General features: G+C 59.2%; 20 protein-coding genes. All 20 read left to right on the forward strand.

The window, feature by feature from the left end:
• Positions 1–5: 5 nt before the first annotated feature.
• The 20 genes from E5334_RS08335 (at position 6) to E5334_RS08435 (ending at position 19979) form a co-directional block, all read left to right on the forward strand.
• Entirely contained in the window at positions 6–1658 is a 1653-nt protein-coding gene (locus tag E5334_RS08335; RefSeq protein WP_167604358.1) for an FtsW/RodA/SpoVE family cell cycle protein, read from the forward strand.
• On the forward strand, positions 1642–2772 hold the full coding sequence (murG, locus tag E5334_RS08340; RefSeq protein ID WP_136013131.1) for an undecaprenyldiphospho-muramoylpentapeptide beta-N-acetylglucosaminyltransferase: 1131 nt from the start codon (positions 1642–1644) through the stop codon (positions 2770–2772). The genes E5334_RS08335 and murG overlap by 17 nt, the downstream gene beginning before the upstream one ends.
• Before the next feature lie 83 nt (positions 2773–2855).
• Positions 2856–4268 carry a UDP-N-acetylmuramate--L-alanine ligase gene (murC, locus tag E5334_RS08345; RefSeq protein WP_136013132.1) on the forward strand — a complete coding sequence of 471 codons (1413 nt, stop codon included), beginning with the start codon at positions 2856–2858 and terminating at the stop codon, positions 4266–4268.
• Positions 4269–4381: 113 nt separating this feature from the next.
• A complete protein-coding gene (gene murB / locus E5334_RS08350; RefSeq protein ID WP_136013133.1) occupies positions 4382–5299 on the forward strand; it encodes a UDP-N-acetylmuramate dehydrogenase in 918 nt (305 codons plus the stop codon).
• A 133-nt stretch (positions 5300–5432) separates the two neighbouring features.
• Positions 5433–6491, forward strand: coding sequence for a cell division protein FtsQ/DivIB (locus E5334_RS08355; RefSeq protein WP_167604359.1), 1059 nt, complete (start codon positions 5433–5435; stop codon positions 6489–6491).
• A 307-nt stretch (positions 6492–6798) separates the two neighbouring features.
• Positions 6799–7899 carry a cell division protein FtsZ gene (ftsZ, locus tag E5334_RS08360; protein WP_136013135.1) on the forward strand — a complete coding sequence of 367 codons (1101 nt, stop codon included), beginning with the start codon at positions 6799–6801 and terminating at the stop codon, positions 7897–7899.
• Positions 7892–8725, forward strand: a complete 834-nt coding sequence (locus E5334_RS08365; RefSeq protein WP_136013136.1) for a purine nucleoside phosphorylase YfiH/LACC1 family protein — start codon at positions 7892–7894, stop codon at positions 8723–8725. Before ftsZ ends, E5334_RS08365 begins: the two co-directional genes overlap by 8 nt.
• Entirely contained in the window at positions 8662–9552 is an 891-nt protein-coding gene (locus E5334_RS08370; protein WP_275438997.1) for a phosphate ABC transporter substrate-binding protein, read from the forward strand. The genes E5334_RS08365 and E5334_RS08370 overlap by 64 nt, the downstream gene beginning before the upstream one ends.
• Before the next feature lie 4 nt (positions 9553–9556).
• Positions 9557–11521: a phosphate ABC transporter permease subunit PstC gene (gene pstC / locus E5334_RS08860; protein WP_275438998.1), complete on the forward strand. Its 1965-nt coding sequence runs from the start codon at positions 9557–9559 to the stop codon at positions 11519–11521.
• 3 nt (positions 11522–11524) lie between these two features.
• The gene (gene pstB, locus E5334_RS08385) at positions 11525–12328 is read left to right on the forward strand and encodes a phosphate ABC transporter ATP-binding protein PstB (protein WP_136013137.1); all 804 of its coding nucleotides are present in this window, start codon (positions 11525–11527) and stop codon (positions 12326–12328) included.
• A gap of 120 nt (positions 12329–12448) precedes the next feature.
• Positions 12449–13357 carry a phosphate signaling complex PhoU family protein gene (locus E5334_RS08390; protein WP_136013138.1) on the forward strand — a complete coding sequence of 303 codons (909 nt, stop codon included), beginning with the start codon at positions 12449–12451 and terminating at the stop codon, positions 13355–13357.
• Positions 13354–14109, forward strand: a complete 756-nt coding sequence (locus tag E5334_RS08395; RefSeq protein WP_275438999.1) for a YggS family pyridoxal phosphate-dependent enzyme — start codon at positions 13354–13356, stop codon at positions 14107–14109. Before E5334_RS08390 ends, E5334_RS08395 begins: the two co-directional genes overlap by 4 nt.
• Before the next feature lie 126 nt (positions 14110–14235).
• Positions 14236–14910, forward strand: a complete 675-nt coding sequence (locus E5334_RS08400) for a cell division protein SepF (RefSeq protein WP_136013139.1) — start codon at positions 14236–14238, stop codon at positions 14908–14910.
• A gap of 5 nt (positions 14911–14915) precedes the next feature.
• Positions 14916–15752: a pyrroline-5-carboxylate reductase gene (proC, locus tag E5334_RS08405; protein ID WP_136013140.1), complete on the forward strand. Its 837-nt coding sequence runs from the start codon at positions 14916–14918 to the stop codon at positions 15750–15752.
• Positions 15753–15759: 7 nt separating this feature from the next.
• Positions 15760–16035, forward strand: coding sequence for a YggT family protein (locus E5334_RS08410; protein ID WP_136013141.1), 276 nt, complete (start codon positions 15760–15762; stop codon positions 16033–16035).
• A gap of 162 nt (positions 16036–16197) precedes the next feature.
• Positions 16198–16863 carry a DivIVA domain-containing protein gene (locus E5334_RS08415; RefSeq protein ID WP_136013142.1) on the forward strand — a complete coding sequence of 222 codons (666 nt, stop codon included), beginning with the start codon at positions 16198–16200 and terminating at the stop codon, positions 16861–16863.
• Positions 16864–17120: 257 nt separating this feature from the next.
• Positions 17121–17393, forward strand: a complete 273-nt coding sequence (locus E5334_RS08420; RefSeq protein WP_136013143.1) for a hypothetical protein — start codon at positions 17121–17123, stop codon at positions 17391–17393.
• A 230-nt stretch (positions 17394–17623) separates the two neighbouring features.
• On the forward strand, positions 17624–18256 hold the full coding sequence (locus E5334_RS08425; protein WP_136013144.1) for a cyclodeaminase/cyclohydrolase family protein: 633 nt from the start codon (positions 17624–17626) through the stop codon (positions 18254–18256).
• On the forward strand, positions 18249–19100 hold the full coding sequence (locus E5334_RS08430; RefSeq protein WP_167604360.1) for a bifunctional 5,10-methylenetetrahydrofolate dehydrogenase/5,10-methenyltetrahydrofolate cyclohydrolase: 852 nt from the start codon (positions 18249–18251) through the stop codon (positions 19098–19100). Before E5334_RS08425 ends, E5334_RS08430 begins: the two co-directional genes overlap by 8 nt.
• Before the next feature lie 63 nt (positions 19101–19163).
• Positions 19164–19979, forward strand: a complete 816-nt coding sequence (locus E5334_RS08435) for a nitroreductase family protein (protein WP_136013146.1) — start codon at positions 19164–19166, stop codon at positions 19977–19979.
• The last annotated feature ends 233 nt before the right edge of the window (positions 19980–20212 follow it).

Consider the following 20212-nt stretch of genomic DNA (forward strand, 5'->3'; position numbering starts at 1 on the left):
TGCCCATGACCTCACGGAGCAACGTTTCTTCACAACCCCAAGAATCCAGACGCCGTACTCCGGCCCCAAATGGGCTTCTGGGGCGCATCGGCGCCTGGCTCGACGATGCCGATCGTCGCATCCTGGGCGTCCCTGCGCGCATCATGGAGCCACGACTCTTCTTCATCCTCGCGGTGGTGGGGCTGGTGGCCTTAGGCCTGGTGATGGTCTATTCGGCCTCATCCATCAAAGGCCTGCTCTCAGACGGCGAAAACCCTTCCGCATTCTTTAACACCCAGCTCAGAAGCTGTGTGTTGGGAGTAGTGTTCTGCGTCGTTCTGGCCAAGCTGGATTACCGCAAATTGATGAGCGGCTGGCCTCTCTATGTGCTCTGTCTGTTGAGCGTAGGCCTTCTTTTGGGCGTGCATCTCTTTGGCCTGGACTCCCATGGCGCCACCCGCTGGATCCGCCTGGGACCCATATCCTTCCAGCCCTCGGAGTTCGCCAAAATCTATGTGGTGGCCGCCGCCGCAGCCATCCTCGCCCAGTTCTGGGGCGATCAGGCCCATTGGGACTTCAAGGACTTCGCCTGGAAGGGCGGCCTCATGGTGGCGCTGCCTTTAGCCCTTATTCTCTTCCAGCCCGATAAGGGCACTACCTTGGTTCTTGGCCTGGTAATCCTTAGCCTGGCCCTAATGGCGGGCGTCCCTACCCGGCTGGTGATGGGGATAGCGGCGATCTGCGCGGTAGGTTATTTAGCGCTGTCGCTCAAAGATGACTACTCCCGCCAGCGCCTGCTGGTGATGTTTGACCCTTGGGCCGACAGCAACAAGACCGGTTATCAGCTCACGCAGGGCTTCTATGGCTTTGGATCCGGCGGCCTTCTGGGCGTAGGGCTCGGTTTGGGACGCCAGAAGTACGGCTACCTTCCCGAGGCCCACAATGACATGGTCTTCGCCGTCATCGGCGAGGAGCTGGGCTTGGTGGGCTGCCTGGTGGTCTTCGTGCTCTTTGGGGTGCTGCTGGTGGCTGGCCTGCGCATCGCCAAGCAGGCTCCCGACCTCATGGGCACCCTCTTGGCCTCGGGCATCACACTGCTCATCTTTTACTCCATGGTGCTCAACGTGGCGGGCGTCATAGGAATCTTTCCTCAATCGGGCAAGGCCTTACCCTTCATCTCCTATGGCGGCACCGCTCTTATGGCCGCACTCATGCAGGTAGGCGTGATCTTATCGGTATCCTTCCACAGCCGTCTGCCCGAAACCGTTCACGATCAGCGCCGCCGCTCTCTTAAGGTGGCCGCGGGGGCTTCCAGGCGCGCCTCGGGTGTGGAGGGCTCAACCGCAGGGGAGGCCCAGCCTCGTTCGTTGCGCCTGGTGGAGGGAGGCTCTTCTCGGCAAGGGTCTGAAGCGCGCCCCCAGAACACCTTGGGATCTGGGCGGGGCTCTGCTGCGTCTGCTGCCGAGAAGCGCCCTTCGGCCAAAAGGGTGACCTCTTCATCCTTGGCGCCAAAACCTCGCCCTCGTCGAAGCACTGGCGGCTGGGAACGCATAGACTTGGGTCCAAGCTCCACAGAACGGCTGAGACCTCGCTCTGGTCCCCAGGTAAGGGAACGCGGGGGATCGGGACGGGGGAGCCAAAAAGATCCAAACAGGAGGAATCATGGCAGACACTCTTGAGGTAGCCATTGCTGCCGGTGGGACTGCAGGACATATCAACCCGGCACTGGCTCTGGCAGAAGAGCTGAGGGACCGTGGCCATCATGTGACCTTTTTTGGCCAGTCTGCCAAGCTCGAGGGCACTTTGGTACCTCAGGCAGGCTTCGATTTCGTGCCCATCAAGGTCTCGGGCTTCGACCGTTCCCGTCCCTGGACGGCCCTGAGCGCTCTGGGGCGCATGGCTTCGGCCCGTCATGAGGTGAGCCGCCACTTTGCCATGGCAGGCGCTCCCGATGTGGCCGTGGGCTTTGGCGCCTATGTGGAGATGCCCCTGTTGTCTTGGTGCACCGGCCACGGGGTGCCGGTGATGCTGCACGAGCAAAACTCGGTGCCGGGTCTCGCGAACAAGACGCTGGCCTCGAAGGCCTCGGTGGTCGCTGCGGCCTTGCCTCAGGCCACTCACGCCCTGGCGGCTCATGCAGGAGCAGGCACCTCCATCGTGGTGACGGGAAACCCCGTGAGACGCTCGGTGATCGATGGCGACGGAGCCAAAGGCCGCGCCTCTCTGGACATTCCTGAAGACGCCACATTGCTGCTGGTGTTTGGCGGCTCTCTGGGAGCCGCTTCCATCAACGAGGCCATGGAACGGGTGCGCCCAAGCTTGATGGCGCGCGAGAATCTCCATGTGGTGCATTCTACCGGTCGCGACGGCTATGAGCAGGTGGTCTCCACCCTCAACCTCACTCCATCGGAGCAGCAGCGCTACCACGCGGTGCCCTATATCGAGAACATGGGCGACCTGCTGGCTGCCGCTGACCTAGTGGTCTCCCGGGCGGGCGCCTCTTCTATCGCTGAGATCTCTGCTGCGGCGGTGCCCTCCATCTTGGTGCCCTATCCCTTTGCCACCGCAGACCACCAAACGGTCAATGCACAGTTTTTGGTGGGCGCCAAGGCGGCCAAGCTGGTGACAGATGACGAGCTTTCCGGCGCTGCCTTTGACGATGTGCTCTTTGACCTGCTGGATCATCCTCAGGCGCGGGAGGCTATGCACAAGGCTGCAGCCGACCTGGCCCAAGACAGAGCCGCTCAGCGTTTAGCTGATGAGACGGAGAAACTGGGTAAACGCGGCCATTAGGGCTCGAAGAAGGTAGAGTCAAAGGCAATACTGCGCCAAAAGCCTCAGGCATTGGCAGAGATTAGCAACTAAGGAGCTTTTTTATGGCAGACACGAGCTTGCCCTTTAACCACGCCCATTTTGTAGGCATTGGCGGCGCTGGCATGAGCGGCATTGCCAAGGTATTGCACGAGCGCGGCTGCCAGGTGACCGGCTCAGACCTTAAAGAGTCGCGCTATGTGCGTGACCTGCGCCGCTCGGGCGTAGAGGTGGCCATTGGCCATGAGGCGGCCACCATCGACAGCCAAGAGCCTGACGTCATCGTGACCTCCACCGCCATCCCCGATACCAACCCTGAGGTTGTCCGTGCCAAGGAGCTCAACATCCCCATTTGGCCTAGGGCCAAGATGCTGGCAGCCCTGGGCGCAGGCCGCAGAACCGTGGCGGTAGCAGGTACTCATGGCAAGACCACTACTTCTTCTATGGTGGCCACCATGTTGGACGCCATGGGCTTAGACCCCTCCTTCCTCATCGGCGGCATCGTGGAAGGCTATCACACCAACGGCCGCAACGGCGAAGGCGATCTCTATGTGGCAGAGGCTGACGAGTCCGATGCTTCCTTCCTTCTGTTGGATCCCTCCATTGTGGTGGTCACCAATATCGAGGCAGACCATCTGGACCACTACGGCTCTCTGGAGGCCATCGAGGAGGCCTTCTCCCAGTTCATGAGCTCGGTGGGCCCTGATGGCACGGTTATCGTGTGCGGTGAGAACCCCCATGTGCCCGAGCTGGCGTACCAAACCGGTCGCACGACCCTCACTTATGGCTTCGGCGGCCAAAACGACATCGTCTGCGCCCCTCGCGCCCAGACTCATAAGCTGGCAAGCACTGTAGATGTCACCCTGCCCAACGGCCAGGTGGTCACCGTCACCATCAAGAGCAACCCCGGCGCTCACAACCAGCTCAACGCCACTGCCGCCATTGCGGTGGCGTGGGCTTTGGGCCTTGATTGCGCCAAGGCAGCAGAGGCGCTCTCCACCTTCTCTGGCGTTCGCCGCCGCTTTACCCATGTGGGGGATATCGATAACATCTGCGTGGTGGATGACTATGGCCACCATCCCACTGAGGTCGAGGCTACTCTCAAGGCTGCAGCGGGCTTGGACTTCGATCGCGTGGTTGTAGCCTTCCAGCCCCACCGCTATAGCCGCACCCAGGCTTTGGCCTCTCAATTTGGCCAGGCGTTTTCCAATGCAGACGTCCTTTTGGTAATGGATGTCTTCTCGGCAGGGGAGATGCCTATTCCCGGCATCTCTGGCAAGACTGTGGCCACTGCAGTGGAGGAGTCGGGCCAGGTGGGCGAGGTCCGCTACGTGGCGGGCCGCAGCGACATCGTGCCTGCCTTGATGGAGGTAGTGCGTCCAGGTGACCTGGTGATCACCATGGGTGCAGGTGATGTCACCATGGTAGGCCCGGAATTCATCGAGGCCATGCAGGAGCGCGATGCCTCCTCTGAGTAATCGCTAGGATTGTTTATGAGCTGAGGTACCTCCCGGGCATCCAGGTGCTTAAGGTGCCTCAGCTTTTCTGTGAGAATAAGGACCAGCAGCTATCGGAGCCTTGAGGGAGCCTCATGAGCCTTTTTAATGCCTATATGGCGCTCTCGGGCGCCTACGATGCAGAGATCATCAAGGATGAGCGCCTTTCTCGGCGCACGTCCCTTCGTGTGGGCGGCCCCGCGGCTTTGGTGGCCAAGGTGCATAGCTATCCGTCGTTGGCCCGCGTGCTTACCACTCTTCAAGAGGAATCGGTTCCTTGGGTGGTGCTGGGCAAAGGCACCAACATCATCGCAGCCGACGGAGGCTACGATGGCTGCGTGCTATTGCTGGGACGTGAGTTCTCTCGCATCGCGGTGGACGAAGAGGCTTCGGTGATGCATGTGGGTGCCGGCGCGCTCACCGCCCAGGCGGTCAACGTGGCGCTCCAATGCGAGCTCTCGGGCATCGAGATGCTGGCAGGGATACCTGGCACATTGGGAGGCGCGGTTTCTCAAAATGCCGGATCGCGCCATCAGTGGATTGGCTCCTGTGTGCGAGGGGTGGTGTGCCACGTGCCGGGCCAGGGGCTTTGCAGGCTGGACGGCCATGACATCGAGTGGGGCTATCGCACCTCCTCGATCCCGGCAACGTCCATCTTGCTTGAGGTGGAGCTCGCTCTGGATCCTTCCACCAAAGCCCAGGTGTCCGAGCGTATAGACCGCAGGCTCTATCGTCGCAAGATGCAGCAGCCCATGGGAGTTGCCACCTGTGGCGGCATCTTTTGCGATACCGCCCACGACAGCGCTGCAAACCTCATAGGTCGCGCAGGACTTAAAGGGAAGCGCTTCGGTGCCGCTCTCATCTCGGAGGCCTATCCCAACCACATCGTCAACGAAGGCGGGGCTTCTGCCCAAGACGTATTGCGACTCATCGACGAGATGCAAACCCAGGTAAAGGAGGGATCCGGTGTCACGCTCAGACCGCAGGTCAAGTTCCTCGGGTTCTCGTCCTAGGACCTCCTCTTCCTCCCCCCGCAGGGCCACGCGCCGTCCTTCACGGCCGGCTTCCCCCAAAGCTTCGAGCCTCAACTCTTCGAGGCCGCCCCGTCCTTTGCGGGCTGCGGGCACTTCTCGGGAGACTAAACGAGTGGGTCATCTCTCGGTAGCGGGACTAGGCCTTACCGATCAGAGCAAATCCCAGCGGGCTCTGCCACGTCCTTTGCTTTGGGCATTGGTGGCGCTTGTGGCAGTGGGCGTTATTATCGGCGGCCTGTTCGCGCTGAGCCTCACTCCCATCTTGCCGGTGCAGCAGATAAACGCCGAGGCCACCAATCATTTGACTCAGGAGAACATCCTCAAGTTGGCAGCGGTGCCAGATAACGCCACGCTGCTTAATGTGGACACTGCCAAGATCGAGGAGAACCTGGCAAAAAACCCCTGGGTAAAGTCGGTGCATGTGAGCCGGAAGTTCCCCGGAGAGCTCACCGTCTCTGTGGAGGAGCGTCAAGTCTTTGCCATCGTCACCATTCCCTCAGGCAACAGCGCCTGGTACTTGAGCGAGGACGGCGCCTGGATCGAGCCTATGCCCGCTCAGGCGCTGGACGGGGGAGACCTGGTACAGGTGGCGCTGGCGCAGGCTAAAGAAGACGGCTGTCTGCTCATCCGCGATACGCCTTCTACGGTGGATCCTAAGGCTGGCGCCAAAACCACCGATGCCCCCATATTGGACTGCATCCAATACCAGACTACCTTCTCTCAAGGCCTGGCCTCGCAGATCGTGTCCTATTCCGCTGCGAGCGAGGAAGCCATCTCCTGTGTGCTTTCCTCTGGGTTGGAGATCTCGCTCGGGGCTCCCAATCAGATCTCTTCCAAAGAGGCGGTTATCAATGAGCTCATGGGCGCCCATCCCAACCAGCTCACCTACATCAACGTGCGAAATCCCGCAAAGCCCAGCTATCGTCAGATCTCCAGCTCGTCTGTGGGTGCAGGCACAGGAGTGGTCGCCAGCAACGATGGAGCGGCTGCGCAAGGCCAAGAGGCTGCAGCATCCGGCCAGCCAGCTCAAGGCCAAGAGGCGTCGGGGAGTCAAAGCGGCTCTGAGGGAGCCCAGGGTTCTGAAGGCGCAGGCTCAAGCCAAGGGAATGGCAGTTCAGAATCTACTGGAGGCTCCGACAGCCAAAACCCTCAGGACCAAACTACATCCTAGGGTTTCTTACAGCTGCTAAGTTTAAGCTTCAAGAATAGGTTGAAGGTTGCAAAGCAGCCCTTGTGAGCTGGGGCGTTCATGGATTCGTCAAAGGGGTTGACGCTCTCCTTTGCTTTGTGCCACTATTAGACGATTTAGATGGTTTATAGACGTCTACTTGAGCTTGAGGGTTTTCAAGGGGCGCTCTTCCATAAGCCACCATCGGCGCGGACTCAACGTCCACACCACCCCAAGGCGTCTTGCGATGCCTTACCACTATCAACGCAGCACCAAGCATCGGGTTGGGACCGAGCCCCGAGGAGGAACTATGAACGACACCGACGCGCCCAATAACTACCTCGCCGTAATCAAGGTTGTAGGCGTGGGCGGTGGCGGCACCAATGCCGTTAACCGCATGATCGAGGAGGGCATTCGCGGCGTCGAGTTTGTCGCCATCAATACCGATGCCCAAGCACTGGCACTCTCTGATGCAGACATCAAGGTGCATATCGGCACCGATCTCACCAAGGGTCTCGGCGCCGGTGCCAACCCTGAGGTTGGCCAGCAGGCGGCAGAGGACTCTCGCGACGAGATCAAGGCTGCATTGGCAGGCTCCGACATGGTATTCATCACTGCCGGCGAGGGCGGCGGTACGGGTACCGGCGCTGCCCCCGTTGTGGCAGACATCGCCAAGAACGACATCAAGGCGCTCACTGTGGCCGTAGTCACCCGTCCCTTCACCTTCGAGGGCCGCAAGCGCAGCCAGCAGGCAGTGAACGGCGTGGATACGCTGGCAGAGAACGTGGACACCCTCATCGTGATCCCTAACGATCGCCTTTTGGACATCGCCGAGAAGAAGACCACCATGCTTGAGGCCTTCCGCTTGGCAGACGACGTGCTTTGCCAGGGCACCCAGGGCATCACCGATCTCATCACCGTTCCCGGCCTCATCAACCTGGACTTTGCAGACGTCTGCACCATCATGCGCGGTGCTGGCACTGCCATGATGGGCATCGGCATCGCCTCTGGTGACTCCCGCGCCTCTGATGCCGCTCAAGAGGCCATTTCCAGCCGCCTTCTGGAGAGCTCGGTGGATGGCGCCACTCGCGTGCTCCTTTCCATTGCTGGCAACAAGGACCTGGGCATTCAGGAGATCAACGACGCCGCGGAGGTCATCTCTCAAAACGTCGATCCCGATGCCAACATCATCTTTGGTACCGTTATCGATGAGAGCCTGGGCGATCAGGTGCGCGTCACCGTCATCGCTACCGGCTTCAACGACGGCTCCGTCCAGCCCCAGCTATCCATGGGCTCCTTTGGCGCTTCCCCCAAGCCCCACACCCCAGCGCCGGCTCCAAAGCCTGCCTCCTCGGGCTTTGCAGACAAAGAGTTTGATATCCCCGATTTCTTGAGGCGCTCTCGTGGCTAAGGCGCAAGCCCCCTTTGAGACTAAGACTTGTAATGGCGTGACCCTGAATGGCGGTTTTCACCGCGCGGACGGGGTCACGTTCGCGTTTACAGAGAGAAATGGGGGAGTCTCTGCTGCGCCATTCGCCTCTCTCAACTTGGGCGATGCGGTAGGCGATGATCCGGGTTGCGTGACCGAGAACCGCCATCGCGTGCTCTGTGCGATGGGCGCTCAGGCTGCCGAGAAGAACCTTGTGGTGCCCAAGCAGGTTCATGGGGACCATTTGGTAGAAATCACTTCAAATGCGCCTGAGGCCATCTGTGCCGCTAGGGTCGAGGCTCGTGCAGGCGCTGATGGCATTCTGTGCACCGCCGCAGATGTTCCGGTGCTTCTGTGCTTTGCCGACTGCGTTCCCGTTGTGCTCTGTGTTCAAGATGGATTTGCAGTGGTGCATTCTGGATGGAAAGGCACGTTTGCTTCTATCGCTGCCAAAGCGGCGGTGCGGCTCTGCGAGCTCAAAGGGTATACAACCTCTCAAGTGGAAGCCTTTATTGGTCCCCATATTGCAGGTTGTGACTATGAGGTGTCGGAGGAACTACTTAATCGGTTCGAAACAAGCTTTGGTAGCATGGTCAAGGTTGATGACAGGCACCTGTCTTTAGCCGCTGCTATCGAACAATCGCTTACGAGTGCAGGGGTTATGCCGTGCAACATACACAACATCGGGATTTCCACACCGGCTCACACAGACCGGTTTTTCTCCTATCGGAAAGAGCGGGGTCTGTGCGGCCGTCACGGCGCCGTTGCCTGGATGGCGCCCGCCGCGCCTTTGTCCCAGGGTTGCTAAGCGTTCTGGTGGCCTTGGCGGTGCTTCTCGGCAGCACGGGATGCGCCGGCTCTGGAGCCTCGGCCGGTGAGCTCACGGTGGCGGGTTCCACCACCGTCATGCCCATCGCAGAGATCGCCGCAGAGCAGTTTACCGAGCATACGGGTATCCACGTGCTGGTGAGTGGCTTGGGCTCGTCGGCGGGCATCGAAAGCGTGCTCAACGGTACGGCAGATATCGCCACTTCCAGCCGCGACCTCACAGAGGCCGAGAAGAGCACCGGCGAGCTGGTCACCACAGAGGTCGCTACTGACGGCATCGCAGTGATTGTGAACACACAAAACCGTGTGGCCAACGTCACCATGGATCAGCTGCGGGCCATCTATGCCGGTCAGATCACCAACTGGAAAGAGCTGGGCGGAGAGGACCTGCCAATCTTGGTGGTCAATCGCGACGAGGCCTCGGGTACTCGTGAGGCCTTCAAGACCATCGTCATGGGCGACACGCGCTTCGACCCTGCTGCGGCAGTGCTGCCTGGTACCGGTCAGGTGCGCGACGTGGTGAGCCGCACTCCCGGCGCCATCGGCTACATCTCGCTGGGCTTTGTGGACTCCGCCTTCACCTCTGCGAAGGTTAAGGCGCTGGCAGTCAACAGCGTCGAGCCCAGTGAGGCGGCGGTGGAGGCCGGCGCCTATCCGGTCTCCCGCTATCTGTACTTCTTCACCAAGGGCGAGCCCTCCGGCACGGCCAAGGAATACATCGCACTGGTAGTCTCTGACGAGATGGCCCAAACCATCCGCGACGCGGGCTACATCCCCATTTCTGCCGAGAGAAAGGGAGGGGAGTAGCTTCATGGCCAAAGAGAAAAAGCTGCAAAAGCCGCCCCATCTAGAAGACATCGACCCCAATACCTCGGGTGCCCATAGCCGTCAGCTTCAGTTGGTAAGCCGCTCCACTATGATCAAAGAGCGCGCGTTGGAAGCGCTGTTTTTGGCCTGTGCCTGCGTGGCGGTGCTCGCGGTGCTGCTTATCTTCGCCTTCACGCTCTACAAGGCGCTGCCTGTGCTCTCAGACATCGGCCTGCTGTCCTTCTTTGGCATGGACTGGGCGCCTTCCTCCGGGCACTACGGCATCATGGCGCTTCTGGTGGGCTCCATCATCGTCACTGCCGGCGCCTTGGTTATTGGCGTGCCTCTGGCCATTGGCTGCGCCGTCTACCTCACCGAGATTGCCAACAAGCGCCTCTCCAATATCGTCTCGACGGCGGTGGACCTGCTGGCTGGCGTACCTTCGGTCATCTATGGCTTCTTTGGTCTGGTAATCCTGCGCCCCTGGCTGGCCGACCTCACCGGAGGCTTGGGTTTTGGCGCTCTCACCGCCTGGCTGGTGCTGGCCATCATGATCGTGCCCACCATCACCACCCTCACCATGGACGCCTTGCGCTCCATCCCCATGGGCGTGCGCGAAGCGAGCTATTCCATGGGCGCCACCAAATGGCAGACCATATATAAAGTGGTGCTTCCCGCGGCCAAGCTGGGCATCGTCAATGCGGTGGTGCTGGGCATGGGCCGCGCCATCGGTGAGACTATGGCCGTGCTCATGGTGGTGGGAAACGCTCCCGTCATCCCCGAGAACATCTCCAGCCCCATCTCCACCCTCACCAGCCAGATCGCGCTCGACATGGGCTACTCCTCTGGCCTCCACCGCTCCGCTCTCTTTGGCATGGGCGTAGTGCTCTTTATCATCTCTGCTGGCTTGGTGGGCATCGTGCGCCTTATCAGTCGTCCTCGCGAGGCCAAGGTGGACACTGCCAAAGCTGTCAAAGAGCGTGCCGAGAAAGACTACCGCGCTAAAGCCACCGACTATGAGCTGGCAGAAGATGTGGCAAAAGCTCCCTCCAACCTCCCGGAGCTCGAGAAAGAACAGGAGCACTCCCGCCAGCGCATCAAGCGCCTTCTGGCCTCAGGCGCCAAACCTAAGGTTTCCAAGAATGCCACCAACGCCACCATGTTGAGCGTCTTTAGGGCCACCGGCGCCGTTACTACTGGTGTGTTGGTGCTCATCATTCTCTTTGTGCTGGTAAACGGCCTGCCCGTTATGAGCCTGGACTTCATTTTTGGCTGGCCTCAAGGCGTCAACGCAGAGGGAGGCATTTTCCCCACCATCGTCTCCTCCCTCTATGTCACAGTGCTGGCCATGCTCATCTGCACCCCCATCGCAGTGTTGGCGGCAGTCTATCTGGCTGAGTATGCCAAGCAGGGCCGTCTGGTGAACTTCATTCGCTATGCCACCGACACCTTGGCCTCGGTGCCCTCCATCGTTATGGGCCTCTTTGGCTTCGCCCTCTTTGTGGAGGCCTTTGGCTTTGGCCTCTCCATGCTCTCCGCCGCTCTGGCGCTGGCCCTCATGATGCTGCCTATCGTCATGCGCACCACCGAGGAAGCCATCCGCGCAGTGCCTCGCTACATCCGTTGGGGCGCCTATGGCCTGGGAGCTACCAAATGGCAGGTAGTAAGCCGAGTGGTGCTTCCCTCCGCGTTTCCCCGCATTGCCACAGGCATCGTGTTGGCCATCGGCCGCGCCGTGGGCGAGACGGCGGTAGTGCTTTATACCATGGGCCAGGCCATCAACCTGCCCATCACACCCATGGATTCCGGCCGCCCCATGACCATCCATCTGTACCTGCTCGCTAACGACGGCATTAACATGCAGGCTGCCTACGGCACCGCCCTGCTGCTCATGCTCATGATCCTCGCGTTTAACCTCTTCGCACGCTATCTGTCGCGCAAGAGTGCGAAAAAGACCGGAGGTAAATAGCCCATGACCGAGTATCGCGACGCCCCCAAGAACGAGAAGACCGGCATCCATGTGGCGGACTTCGACTTTTGGTACGGCAGCTTCCATGCCTTGACAGGCGTAACCATGGATATCGCCCAAAACAAGATCACATCGTTCATCGGCCCCTCGGGCTGCGGCAAGTCCACCTTCCTGCGCTGCATAAACCGCATGAACGACCTCATCGAAGGAACACGCACCCAAGGCACCATGGAGCTGGACGGCAACGACATCTACGGTCCCGGGGTCGACCCTGTGGACCTGCGCCGCCGCGTGGGCATGATCTTCCAGCAGCCCAACCCCTTCCCCAAGTCCATCTACGATAACGTGGCCTTTGGCCCCAGGCTCCAGGGCGTGACCTCCAAGAGCGATCTCGATGGTATCGTCGAGGAGTCGTTGAAGCGCGCCAACCTCTGGAAGGAAGTCTCCAACCAGCTCAACAAGAACGGCCTGGCGCTCTCCGGCGGCCAGCAGCAGCGTCTCTGCATCGCCCGCGTGCTGGCAGTGCAACCCGACGTCTTGCTCATGGACGAGCCCTGCAGCGCCATCGACCCCACCTCGGTCCAAAAGGTCGAGGACCTCATGTACGAGCTCGCTCCCGAGATGACCATCATCATCGTCACCCACAACATGCAGCAGGCCGCCCGCGTCTCCGATTACATGGCCTTCTTCCTGCAAGAGCATGCCGGCGAGCCCGCCACCCTCATCGAGTACGGCGTCACCAGCGAAATCTTCTCCTCTCCGCGCGACCAGCGCACCGAGGACTACATCACCGGCCGCTTTGGCTAAGCCCCGCGCTTGGTTGGTCGGGGATCCGCACCGCCCTCCCTGCCGAGAAACCCCTCCCTTCCTTTGAGGAAGCCTTTCTTGGCAGCGACTCCTGCACCTCCCACAAGAAAGGATCTCTAGATGAGAGAGCAATTTGACAAGCAGCTCGCCCGTCTCCGCCAGGAGCTGGTCGCCATTTACACAGAGATCGATCTTCAGCTCCACAAGGCGGTGGATTCGCTGGTGGAGGGCGACAAGGCCAAGGCGCGAGAGGTGAAAAAAGCTACCCGCGCCATCGACAGCCGCTGCGCGGATCTGGAGGATCGCGCCTATAACCTCATCGTGCTGCAAAACCCGGTGGCCTCAGATATGCGCCTCTTGCAGTTTGTGATCTATGTCAATTTCAACCTGGCTCGCATGAGCAACCATGTGCGCAACATCGCCAAGACCACCAAGCGCTGCGTCGGCCGCGAGATTCCCCGCCAAATGCTGGACCTTCTGGCCAGCCAGGCCCATCTGGTCTATCGCGTGCTGGGAACCACCGTCGAGGCCATCGTGGACAACGACATCGCCGAGGCCGCAGAGCTCCCTGAGTTCGACCGCCCGGTGGACGACCTCTACAAGAGCTTCTATTCCAGCTTCTCGCACCTGGGCCCCGACGACGACATCGATGCTGTGAGCCGCGTCATGATGGCCGCGCGCATGCTGGAGCGCATCTCCGACAACTCTGTAGAGGTGGGCGAGCGTCTGGTTTTCTTGCTCACCGGCAGCCGCGCAGAGCTTGCGGTGCTGGCAGACATGGACGAGGAAGAGCTGGAAGACCTTTATGCCTCCCAGAATGCCGCCTTCACCATGGGTGCAGACAAGATTGAGACCGTGGTAAACCAGATTCCCGAGATCGAGGTGGGCACCTCCACCAACCCCATCCTCGACGATGAGGAGATCGCCGGAAACCTGGCCCAGGCATTGGAGATGGCTGCCAACGCTGCCGCCCGTGCCAAAGAAGAGAAGGCTCGCCGCAAATCCCAGAAAGCCGATGATGCTTCATGACACCCAGTTCCACGTCCGCGATCTCGATGGATCCCAACAGCTATAAAGAGTTTTTGGCCCAGCGTCGTCAAGAGATCATCCAGAAGGTACACGATGCCTGCCAGCGCTCGGGTCGCAGCGCCGAGGATGTGGACATCTATGCCGTATCCAAGACCGTAGGTGTCCCTCAGGTGATCCAGGCCATGGAGGCAGGCTACACCCACTTTGCCGAGAACCGCCCCCAGGAGCTGGTGCGCAAACTCTCCGAGTTCCAAGAGCAGGGCATTAACCCGCCGCCCTTCGACATGATCGGCAACCTGCAAAAGAACAAGATCAATGCGGTGCTGGGGACTGCTGCGCGCATCCAGTCGGTGAGCTCGGTGCATCTGGCGGAGGCCATTAGCGCCCGTGCTACCGAGAAAAATCTCGTCGTACCTGTGCTCTTTGAGGTCAATGTGAGCGGCGAGTCCACTAAGAGCGGCTTTGCTCCAGAGGAGCTGGCTCAGTGGATGGAGCGCCTGTTAGATTTGGAAGGCATCGAGCCTCAGGGCCTCATGACCATGGCGCCTGCCCATGAGCCCGCAGAGGATCGTGTGACCTTCCGCGGTTTAAGGGAGCTTCGTGATAGTCTTGAAACTAACACTGCAGCTTCGCTGCCGGTTCTGTCCTGTGGCATGAGCGACGACTTCGAGATGGCCATCGAGGAGGGCGCGACACTGGTTCGCCTAGGTCGCATCGTCTTCGATCCTCAGTACACGCCAGCGAGCGACTAGCGTCAGCAAGGGGTACTTAGGTACCCTTTCTGATACCTGTTGCTGGCACTGCTCGGTCTTCTTAGGCTGCGGGCACAGCTGTCGATCTAGAGTAAACACACCACTACCGCAGGCGAGGAGAGACTCATGAGCATTCTGGACAACCTTCGCGACCGCCTTATGGGCCAGTCGCAAAACTACAACGATTACGATGACTACGATGAGTCCTACGACGGCTATGATCAGCCCTACGACGACTACCCCGCAAACGACCATCCCACCAGCGGCGTATTGGGCAACACCTCCCGCCCTGAGGCAGAGAGCGTCTCGGTCTACACGCGTTCTGGTCGCCCGGTAGATGAGGGGGTTCCTTCTCCTTCTGCCGGGGGGTTCTCCACCTCTCAGCGCATGAGCGAGGAGAGCTGGGGCGTAGGAAGCACTCATCGCGCTCTGGATGATCGTCCCTCCACCTCGGTGTTAGGCGGCCAATCCACCGTGACTCCCGGCGACATTGGCCTTACTCCTGTGCCCCGCGTGAACTCCGGAAAGCTGCCTCCCTACGTCTTGAAGCCCACCAGCTACGATGATGTGCAGATGGTCATCCGCCGCGTGCGCACCAACCAGCCTGTGGTGCTGTCCTTCAAAAACACTCAGATCGAGATCGCCAAGCGCATTTTGGACTTCTGCTTTGGTCTCTCCTGCGGCGTCAACGGCTCGGTAGAAGAGCTGGGCGATCGCGTCTTTGTGGTGCTTCCGGCAGGCATTGAGCTCTCTCAAGCCGATCTCGACAAGCTTGTATCCGATCGAATCATCGAGGCTTAAACCCTATGACTTCTCCCTCAACTTCGAAAGCTTCCCAGGTCACCATCGCCATCCTTGGCGGCGGTTCCATGGGCTCCGCCATTGCTCGCGGTTTGGTGGCCTCTGGTCTCTGTCCTGCCAGCCATATCTCTGTGGCCGACCACAACCCCTCCAAGCTGGAAGCCCTTCGCTCCGAGGTGGGTGTCGCTATCTCGCCAAAGGCCAAAGACATCCTCGAGGCCTCTCCCGACCTGTGCATCCTGGCAGTGAAACCCCAGGTGCTCAATAACCTTATCGATGAGGTGGGGGATGCCCTTTCTGGCTCCCTTATCGTTTCGATTGCGGCAGGGGTCACCCTGGGCACCCTTCAAGAGGCGCTGGGGGAGGGAGAGCGCATCGTGCGCGTAATGCCCAATCTGCCTGTAGCAGTGCGCCAGGGCGCCTCGGCTGTGGCCCCCGGTCTTTGGGCTACCGAGAATGACGTGCAACTGTGCCTGGAGCTCTTTGGGGCCCTAGGATCTGCTGCTGCCATGACAGAAGAGCGCCTGGAAGTCGAGGGTGCGGTAGTAGGCTGCGCGCCTGCGTTCTTTGCTTTGCTGGTTGACACACTTACTCGCGCGGCTATTGATGCTGGTCTTCCGGCTGCCCAAGCCCGCGATCTTCTCAACACCACCATGGGTGGTGTATCCTCCATGCTCTCTCAATCCCAAGAGCACCCCCGCGCTTATATGGAGCGGGTGACGTCTCCTGGAGGCACTACTTCTGCAGCCCTCCATGAGCTCGAGCCCCTCATGGCCGAGGGTAGCTTTAAAGCTGTGGAGGCAGCATTGGCTCGTGCGTGCAAGCTTTCCCAAAACGGCTAGGAACCTCATGCTTCGTTTGCAACTTATTCGTGCACTCAGTACTTTTATCGACATCTACGAGTTCATTATCTTGGCTTGGTGCATCCTGTCTTGGATTCCTCGCAGGCCCGGTGGCTTTGTTGATGATCTGGCCACTGCGATCAATCGCATCGTGGCTCCCTATATGAATATCTTCAGGCGCTTTATCCCACCTTTGGGAGGCATCGACTTCTCACCCGTCATCGCCATCTTGGCGTTGGGCCTTATCCAAAATTTGGTGGTGCGCCTGCTCTTGATGTTCTAACTAGGTTGCCTCTGCAGCCCGAAAGATACCGCTTATCTCACACTTTTGCGGGTTTACCTTGCATTCTTGGCGCCCAGGGGTATCTCGAGGCTGGTCCTGAGGTAGTATTCTTTAGTTCGTATGTTCGATCACACCAGGCCATCCTCAGGGAAGGGAACCAGAATGGCAATCACACCCGCAGACATCGAGCAGCTTGCCTTTACGCCGTCCAAGCACGGTTATGACACCAAGGAGGTCGATGCCTTCTTGGAGGAGCTGGCTGTCGAGGTAGACGCTATGCTCCAAAAAATCGCAGACCTCAAGGGTCGCCTCACCGCTTCAGATCAGGCTCTTGACGCTGCTCGCTCTCAAATCGCTCAACTTCAGCAGGAGCTTCAGGAGCAGGGCCAGTCCTCATCGCCCTCGCTTTTGGCGGTTTCTCAACCCAGTGGCTCCATGGCCTCTGAGCGCCAGATCTCCCAGGCCCTCATCGTTGCCCAGCAGGCTGCAGACCGCATGATCTCTGAGGCCCGCGACAATGCAGACAAGATCAAGAATGACGCAGATCAAAAGGCTCGCGAGGTCATTCGCCAGGCGCTGGCAGAGAAGCAAAACGAGCTGGACGAGATCGACCGTCTCAAGGCTTCTCGCGAGGAGTTCCGTACCGAGTACAAGCAGCTCCTCCAGCACTTCATGGATGATGCAGAGTCTGTCTTCCCCTCGCAGATGCTCACCACTCCTGCCGGATCTGCCCCTCGCTATGACGCTCCTGTCGCTGCAGAGTCGGTGGATGTAAACGCCACTGTCTATGCTCCTGTAGCACCGGCCAACATGGACGACCTAGACTAGTCCTGCCGTTGGGTACATCCAACGCGAAAAGGCATCTATTGGACCCCGTTTTCTTTGAGAGAGCGGGGCCTTTTTCCTGCGTAGCCTTCAAGATAGGCTCCTAGGTACATATAATTCAGAAAAAATGCGACAAAGCTGAACGTATACTGGCCGTTCACGGACTCATCCTTGCCGTTGGCAATTGTGTATAGTCCCTTCATAAACCTTGTGTCCTCCCATTTCAAAATGAAAGCATCACTACCTAAGGGGAGGAATATATGTCCTGGGTTGTTCTAAATGAGAACTACGCTGCGAATTCGTCCACTAAAACCATCGTGCGCCGGGCGCTGCAGACCACCGGTATCACCGATGATGAGTATACCGTGTGCGATGATCCGCTTACCCGTAGCTCCAATCGTGGCGTGCAATTCGCGTCCTTCGACGAGCGTGTGCGCGCTGGCTATCGTGGCGGCACTGAGCGTGTGATCCTGCCTCACGGCATGGAGTTTGAAGACGCTCTTGAAACGGTGCGTTTCTACGGCATGATCTAGCTTCTAAAGGCTTCTTGGGCAACGCGCAACCCAAGAGGCAAGAGCGCTCTCATCTTGTGCCCCCCTAATAGGCGGCCCGGCTCAAGTCGGGTCGCTTTTCTTATGTCGAACCTTATCGAGTGCACCCAGCCTCTGGGGTACCCTTAGATGGCACAGAAAAAGGCGCGTGGTAGCTGCGAAAGCGCTTCTGCGACCCTCACCTAAGTTTCTTACTGTCAAAAGGGGTGGCCATGAGCTGGGATAGATCCATCAACGACTATTTGGAAGAGCTGGGCTCTCCCTCTCCTGCGCCTGGCGGGGGCGCTTCGAGCGCCTTAGCGGCGGCCATTGGCGCCGCCCAACTGCAGATGGTGGTGGAGCTTACACTGCAAAACTCCCGATACCAGCAGGTATGGCCCCAAATGGAGGAGCATACAAGCCATCTTCAAGTTCTGCGCAAGCGCTTTTTGGAGCTTGCCGATGAGGACGCTCAAGGCTACCAGGCCGTGGCTGCTGCGCTTAAACTCCCGCGCAATACCCCAGAACTTGCCGAGAAGCGCGCAGCCGTCCTAGAGGCAAATCTTTATGCTGCTACACGGGCGCCCTTGGCCATTATGGAGCTGGCTGCCCAAGCGCTTTTTCTGTGCCAAAAGATCGCCGCGGAGGGCACATCAATGGCAGCATCCGATGTCACGGTAGCAGCAGCTCTTTTACGAGCGGCAATCGATGGCGCCGCTGCTACCACGCTGGCTAATACCTGTTGGATGCAGGATCGCTCGCTGGCCCAGCGAATCAACCGGCAGCTCGACCAGCTACGCAGGCAAGGAGACGATGAGGCTCGAAACGCCATGGACCTTGCCGAGAAAGGACTCCGCCGTGATTGAGCTTAAAGGTAAGCCTGTGGCTGATGCGTTGATGAGCGCCTTGTCTGTCCGCGTGCAGGCTCTTGCAGACAGAGGGGTGACCCCACAGCTCGCCATCGTCGAGGTGGGGGATGACTCGGCGAATCGCTGGTATCGGCAGGCTGCCATTCGGCGGCTTGAAGCCGCCCATTGTGAGGTGGCGGTGATCTCTTTGAGCGATAAGGCAACCCAGCCAGAACTCAATGAGACCCTGGATCGCCTCTCGGCCGACGACCAGATCCATGGCATCCTGCTGCTCAGGCCTCTGCCCGCGCATCTCAATGAACAAGAGGCTGCCGATCACACCTCTGCGCTCAAAGATGTCGACGGCATGAGCGATGCGAGCTTGGCGGGGGTGTTTCTCGGCAATCCGGGCGTGTTCGCTCCTTGCACTGCAGATGCTGTCATTCGACTTCTTAACCATTACGGCTTTGAGTATCGGGGGAGCCGAGCCAGCGTGCTGGGCCGCTCGGCAGTGGTGGGGCGTCCTGTGGCTTCTTTGCTGCTGGTGCGCGACGCTACGGTGACTCAGGCCCATTCAAAGACACCGAGTCTCAAGGATGCCTGCTCGCAGGCTGATCTTGTGGTAAGCGCGATGGGGGTTTTGGGCGCATTGGATCAGGAGGTGCTCCCTTCTGGTTGTTGGCTTGTAGACGTGTCGTGCAACAGCCGTGAAGACGGATCGATGGCCGGCGATGCGGTGTGGGATCGCCTGGGTGATATAGCTGCAGCGACGCCGGTTCCTGGAGGAGTGGGCGCGGTGACTACGGCAGTCCTGGCGGAGCATCTGGTTTCTGCCGCAGAGCGTCAGAACGCCCATTTTTAGCGGTAGTTGCCAAAGGCTTTGAGCGGTCGGGAGAGACTTCTCGAAGCGAGAGAGGAGAGCCTAATGACCACAGATGACCCCCAAAACCCGCTGCCAGATTCTCTATTGGCGTCCACTGTCACTACCCGAGAGTTGCAAGAGAGAAAATCGGTGCGCGTCTTTAGGCCTGAGCCGCTGAGCCCTCAGGTGCGCGAATCTATCTTAGAAGCAGCTTTTGAGGCGCCTACGGCAGGCAATCAGCAGCTTTATTCAATTATCGAAATCAAAGACGAGAAGATCCGGCAAAAGCTCGCGCTTCTCTGCGACGATCAGCCTTTTATTGATGCTGCCCCGTTGGTGTTGGCTTTTGTGGCCGACTGCCGCTATTGGCCGCAGATTTATAGGGCCGCCGGTGCCGAGAAGATCCGACAGCCAGGCGTGGGGGACCTTCTGCTGGCTGTAGATGACACTTTGATCGCAGCGCAAAATGCAGTGAGTGCTGCGTGGTCGCTAGGGGTGGGATCTTGCTACATAGGCGACTTCATGGAAAACGCCGAGGCTATGCGTGAGCTGCTCCATCTGCCATCCTTTGTGTTTCCGGCCACTCTGGTGGTCTTTGGCTATCCCACTCAAAAGCAGCTGGAGCGTCAGAAGCCGTCACGCTCTCCCGAGTGCGCCATGGTGATGGTGGATAGCTATCAAGACAGGTCCCCAGAAGATCTTTATGAGATTGTGGAGGCACGCAGGGGTTCTCAAGATTTTGAGTCCTGGGCGCAGGCGTTCTGCGCACGCAAGTACAACTCCGATTTCTCGCGGGAAATGACCAGATCGGTGGGAGTATATCTTGCAGATTTTGATAACTCTGGCAATGGGGAGCTTGATCTTTCTGCATTAGGCTAAGAAGCTTAATGAACAAAAGAAGGTATGGCTATTTGTCGATTAGCCTGCTGGCTGAAATGGCAGATAGCTTTGGGGCCAGGCTGGTAAGTCCCTCTATTGTCAACCGCTATACTTATACCAGATGCTGTGTTCGTGGCATCAATGGGTTTCTTCTATTCGCGCTCATGACGATTCTTCCGATTCGTCATACATAATTGTTTGTAGAACCTCTGACCCGGGAAAGGGAGGTCCTT

This window comes from Muricaecibacterium torontonense, from assembly GCF_004793925.1.
Lineage (GTDB): Bacteria > Actinomycetota > Coriobacteriia > Coriobacteriales > Atopobiaceae > Leptogranulimonas > Leptogranulimonas caecicola.

Excerpts from the sequence above, each read along its gene's own strand:
- E5334_RS08395 (WP_275438999.1), top strand. The coding sequence starts at position 13,354 with ATGACACCCAGTTCCACGTCCGCGATCTCGATGGATCCCAACAGCTAT.
- E5334_RS08415 (WP_136013142.1), top strand. The coding sequence starts at position 16,198 with ATGGCAATCACACCCGCAGACATCGAGCAGCTTGCCTTTACGCCGTCC.
- pstB (WP_136013137.1), top strand. The coding sequence starts at position 11,525 with ATGACCGAGTATCGCGACGCCCCCAAGAACGAGAAGACCGGCATCCAT.
- murB (WP_136013133.1), top strand. The coding sequence starts at position 4,382 with ATGAGCCTTTTTAATGCCTATATGGCGCTCTCGGGCGCCTACGATGCA.
- E5334_RS08435 (WP_136013146.1), top strand. The coding sequence starts at position 19,164 with ATGACCACAGATGACCCCCAAAACCCGCTGCCAGATTCTCTATTGGCG.
- proC (WP_136013140.1), top strand. The coding sequence starts at position 14,916 with ATGACTTCTCCCTCAACTTCGAAAGCTTCCCAGGTCACCATCGCCATC.
- murC (WP_136013132.1), top strand. The coding sequence starts at position 2,856 with ATGGCAGACACGAGCTTGCCCTTTAACCACGCCCATTTTGTAGGCATT.
- E5334_RS08420 (WP_136013143.1), top strand. The coding sequence starts at position 17,121 with ATGTCCTGGGTTGTTCTAAATGAGAACTACGCTGCGAATTCGTCCACT.
- pstC (WP_275438998.1), top strand. The coding sequence starts at position 9,557 with ATGGCCAAAGAGAAAAAGCTGCAAAAGCCGCCCCATCTAGAAGACATC.
- ftsZ (WP_136013135.1), top strand. The coding sequence starts at position 6,799 with ATGAACGACACCGACGCGCCCAATAACTACCTCGCCGTAATCAAGGTT.
- E5334_RS08400 (WP_136013139.1), top strand. The coding sequence starts at position 14,236 with ATGAGCATTCTGGACAACCTTCGCGACCGCCTTATGGGCCAGTCGCAA.
- E5334_RS08425 (WP_136013144.1), top strand. The coding sequence starts at position 17,624 with ATGAGCTGGGATAGATCCATCAACGACTATTTGGAAGAGCTGGGCTCT.
- murG (WP_136013131.1), top strand. The coding sequence starts at position 1,642 with ATGGCAGACACTCTTGAGGTAGCCATTGCTGCCGGTGGGACTGCAGGA.
- E5334_RS08390 (WP_136013138.1), top strand. The coding sequence starts at position 12,449 with ATGAGAGAGCAATTTGACAAGCAGCTCGCCCGTCTCCGCCAGGAGCTG.
- E5334_RS08410 (WP_136013141.1), top strand. The coding sequence starts at position 15,760 with ATGCTTCGTTTGCAACTTATTCGTGCACTCAGTACTTTTATCGACATC.
- E5334_RS08335 (WP_167604358.1), top strand. The coding sequence starts at position 6 with ATGACCTCACGGAGCAACGTTTCTTCACAACCCCAAGAATCCAGACGC.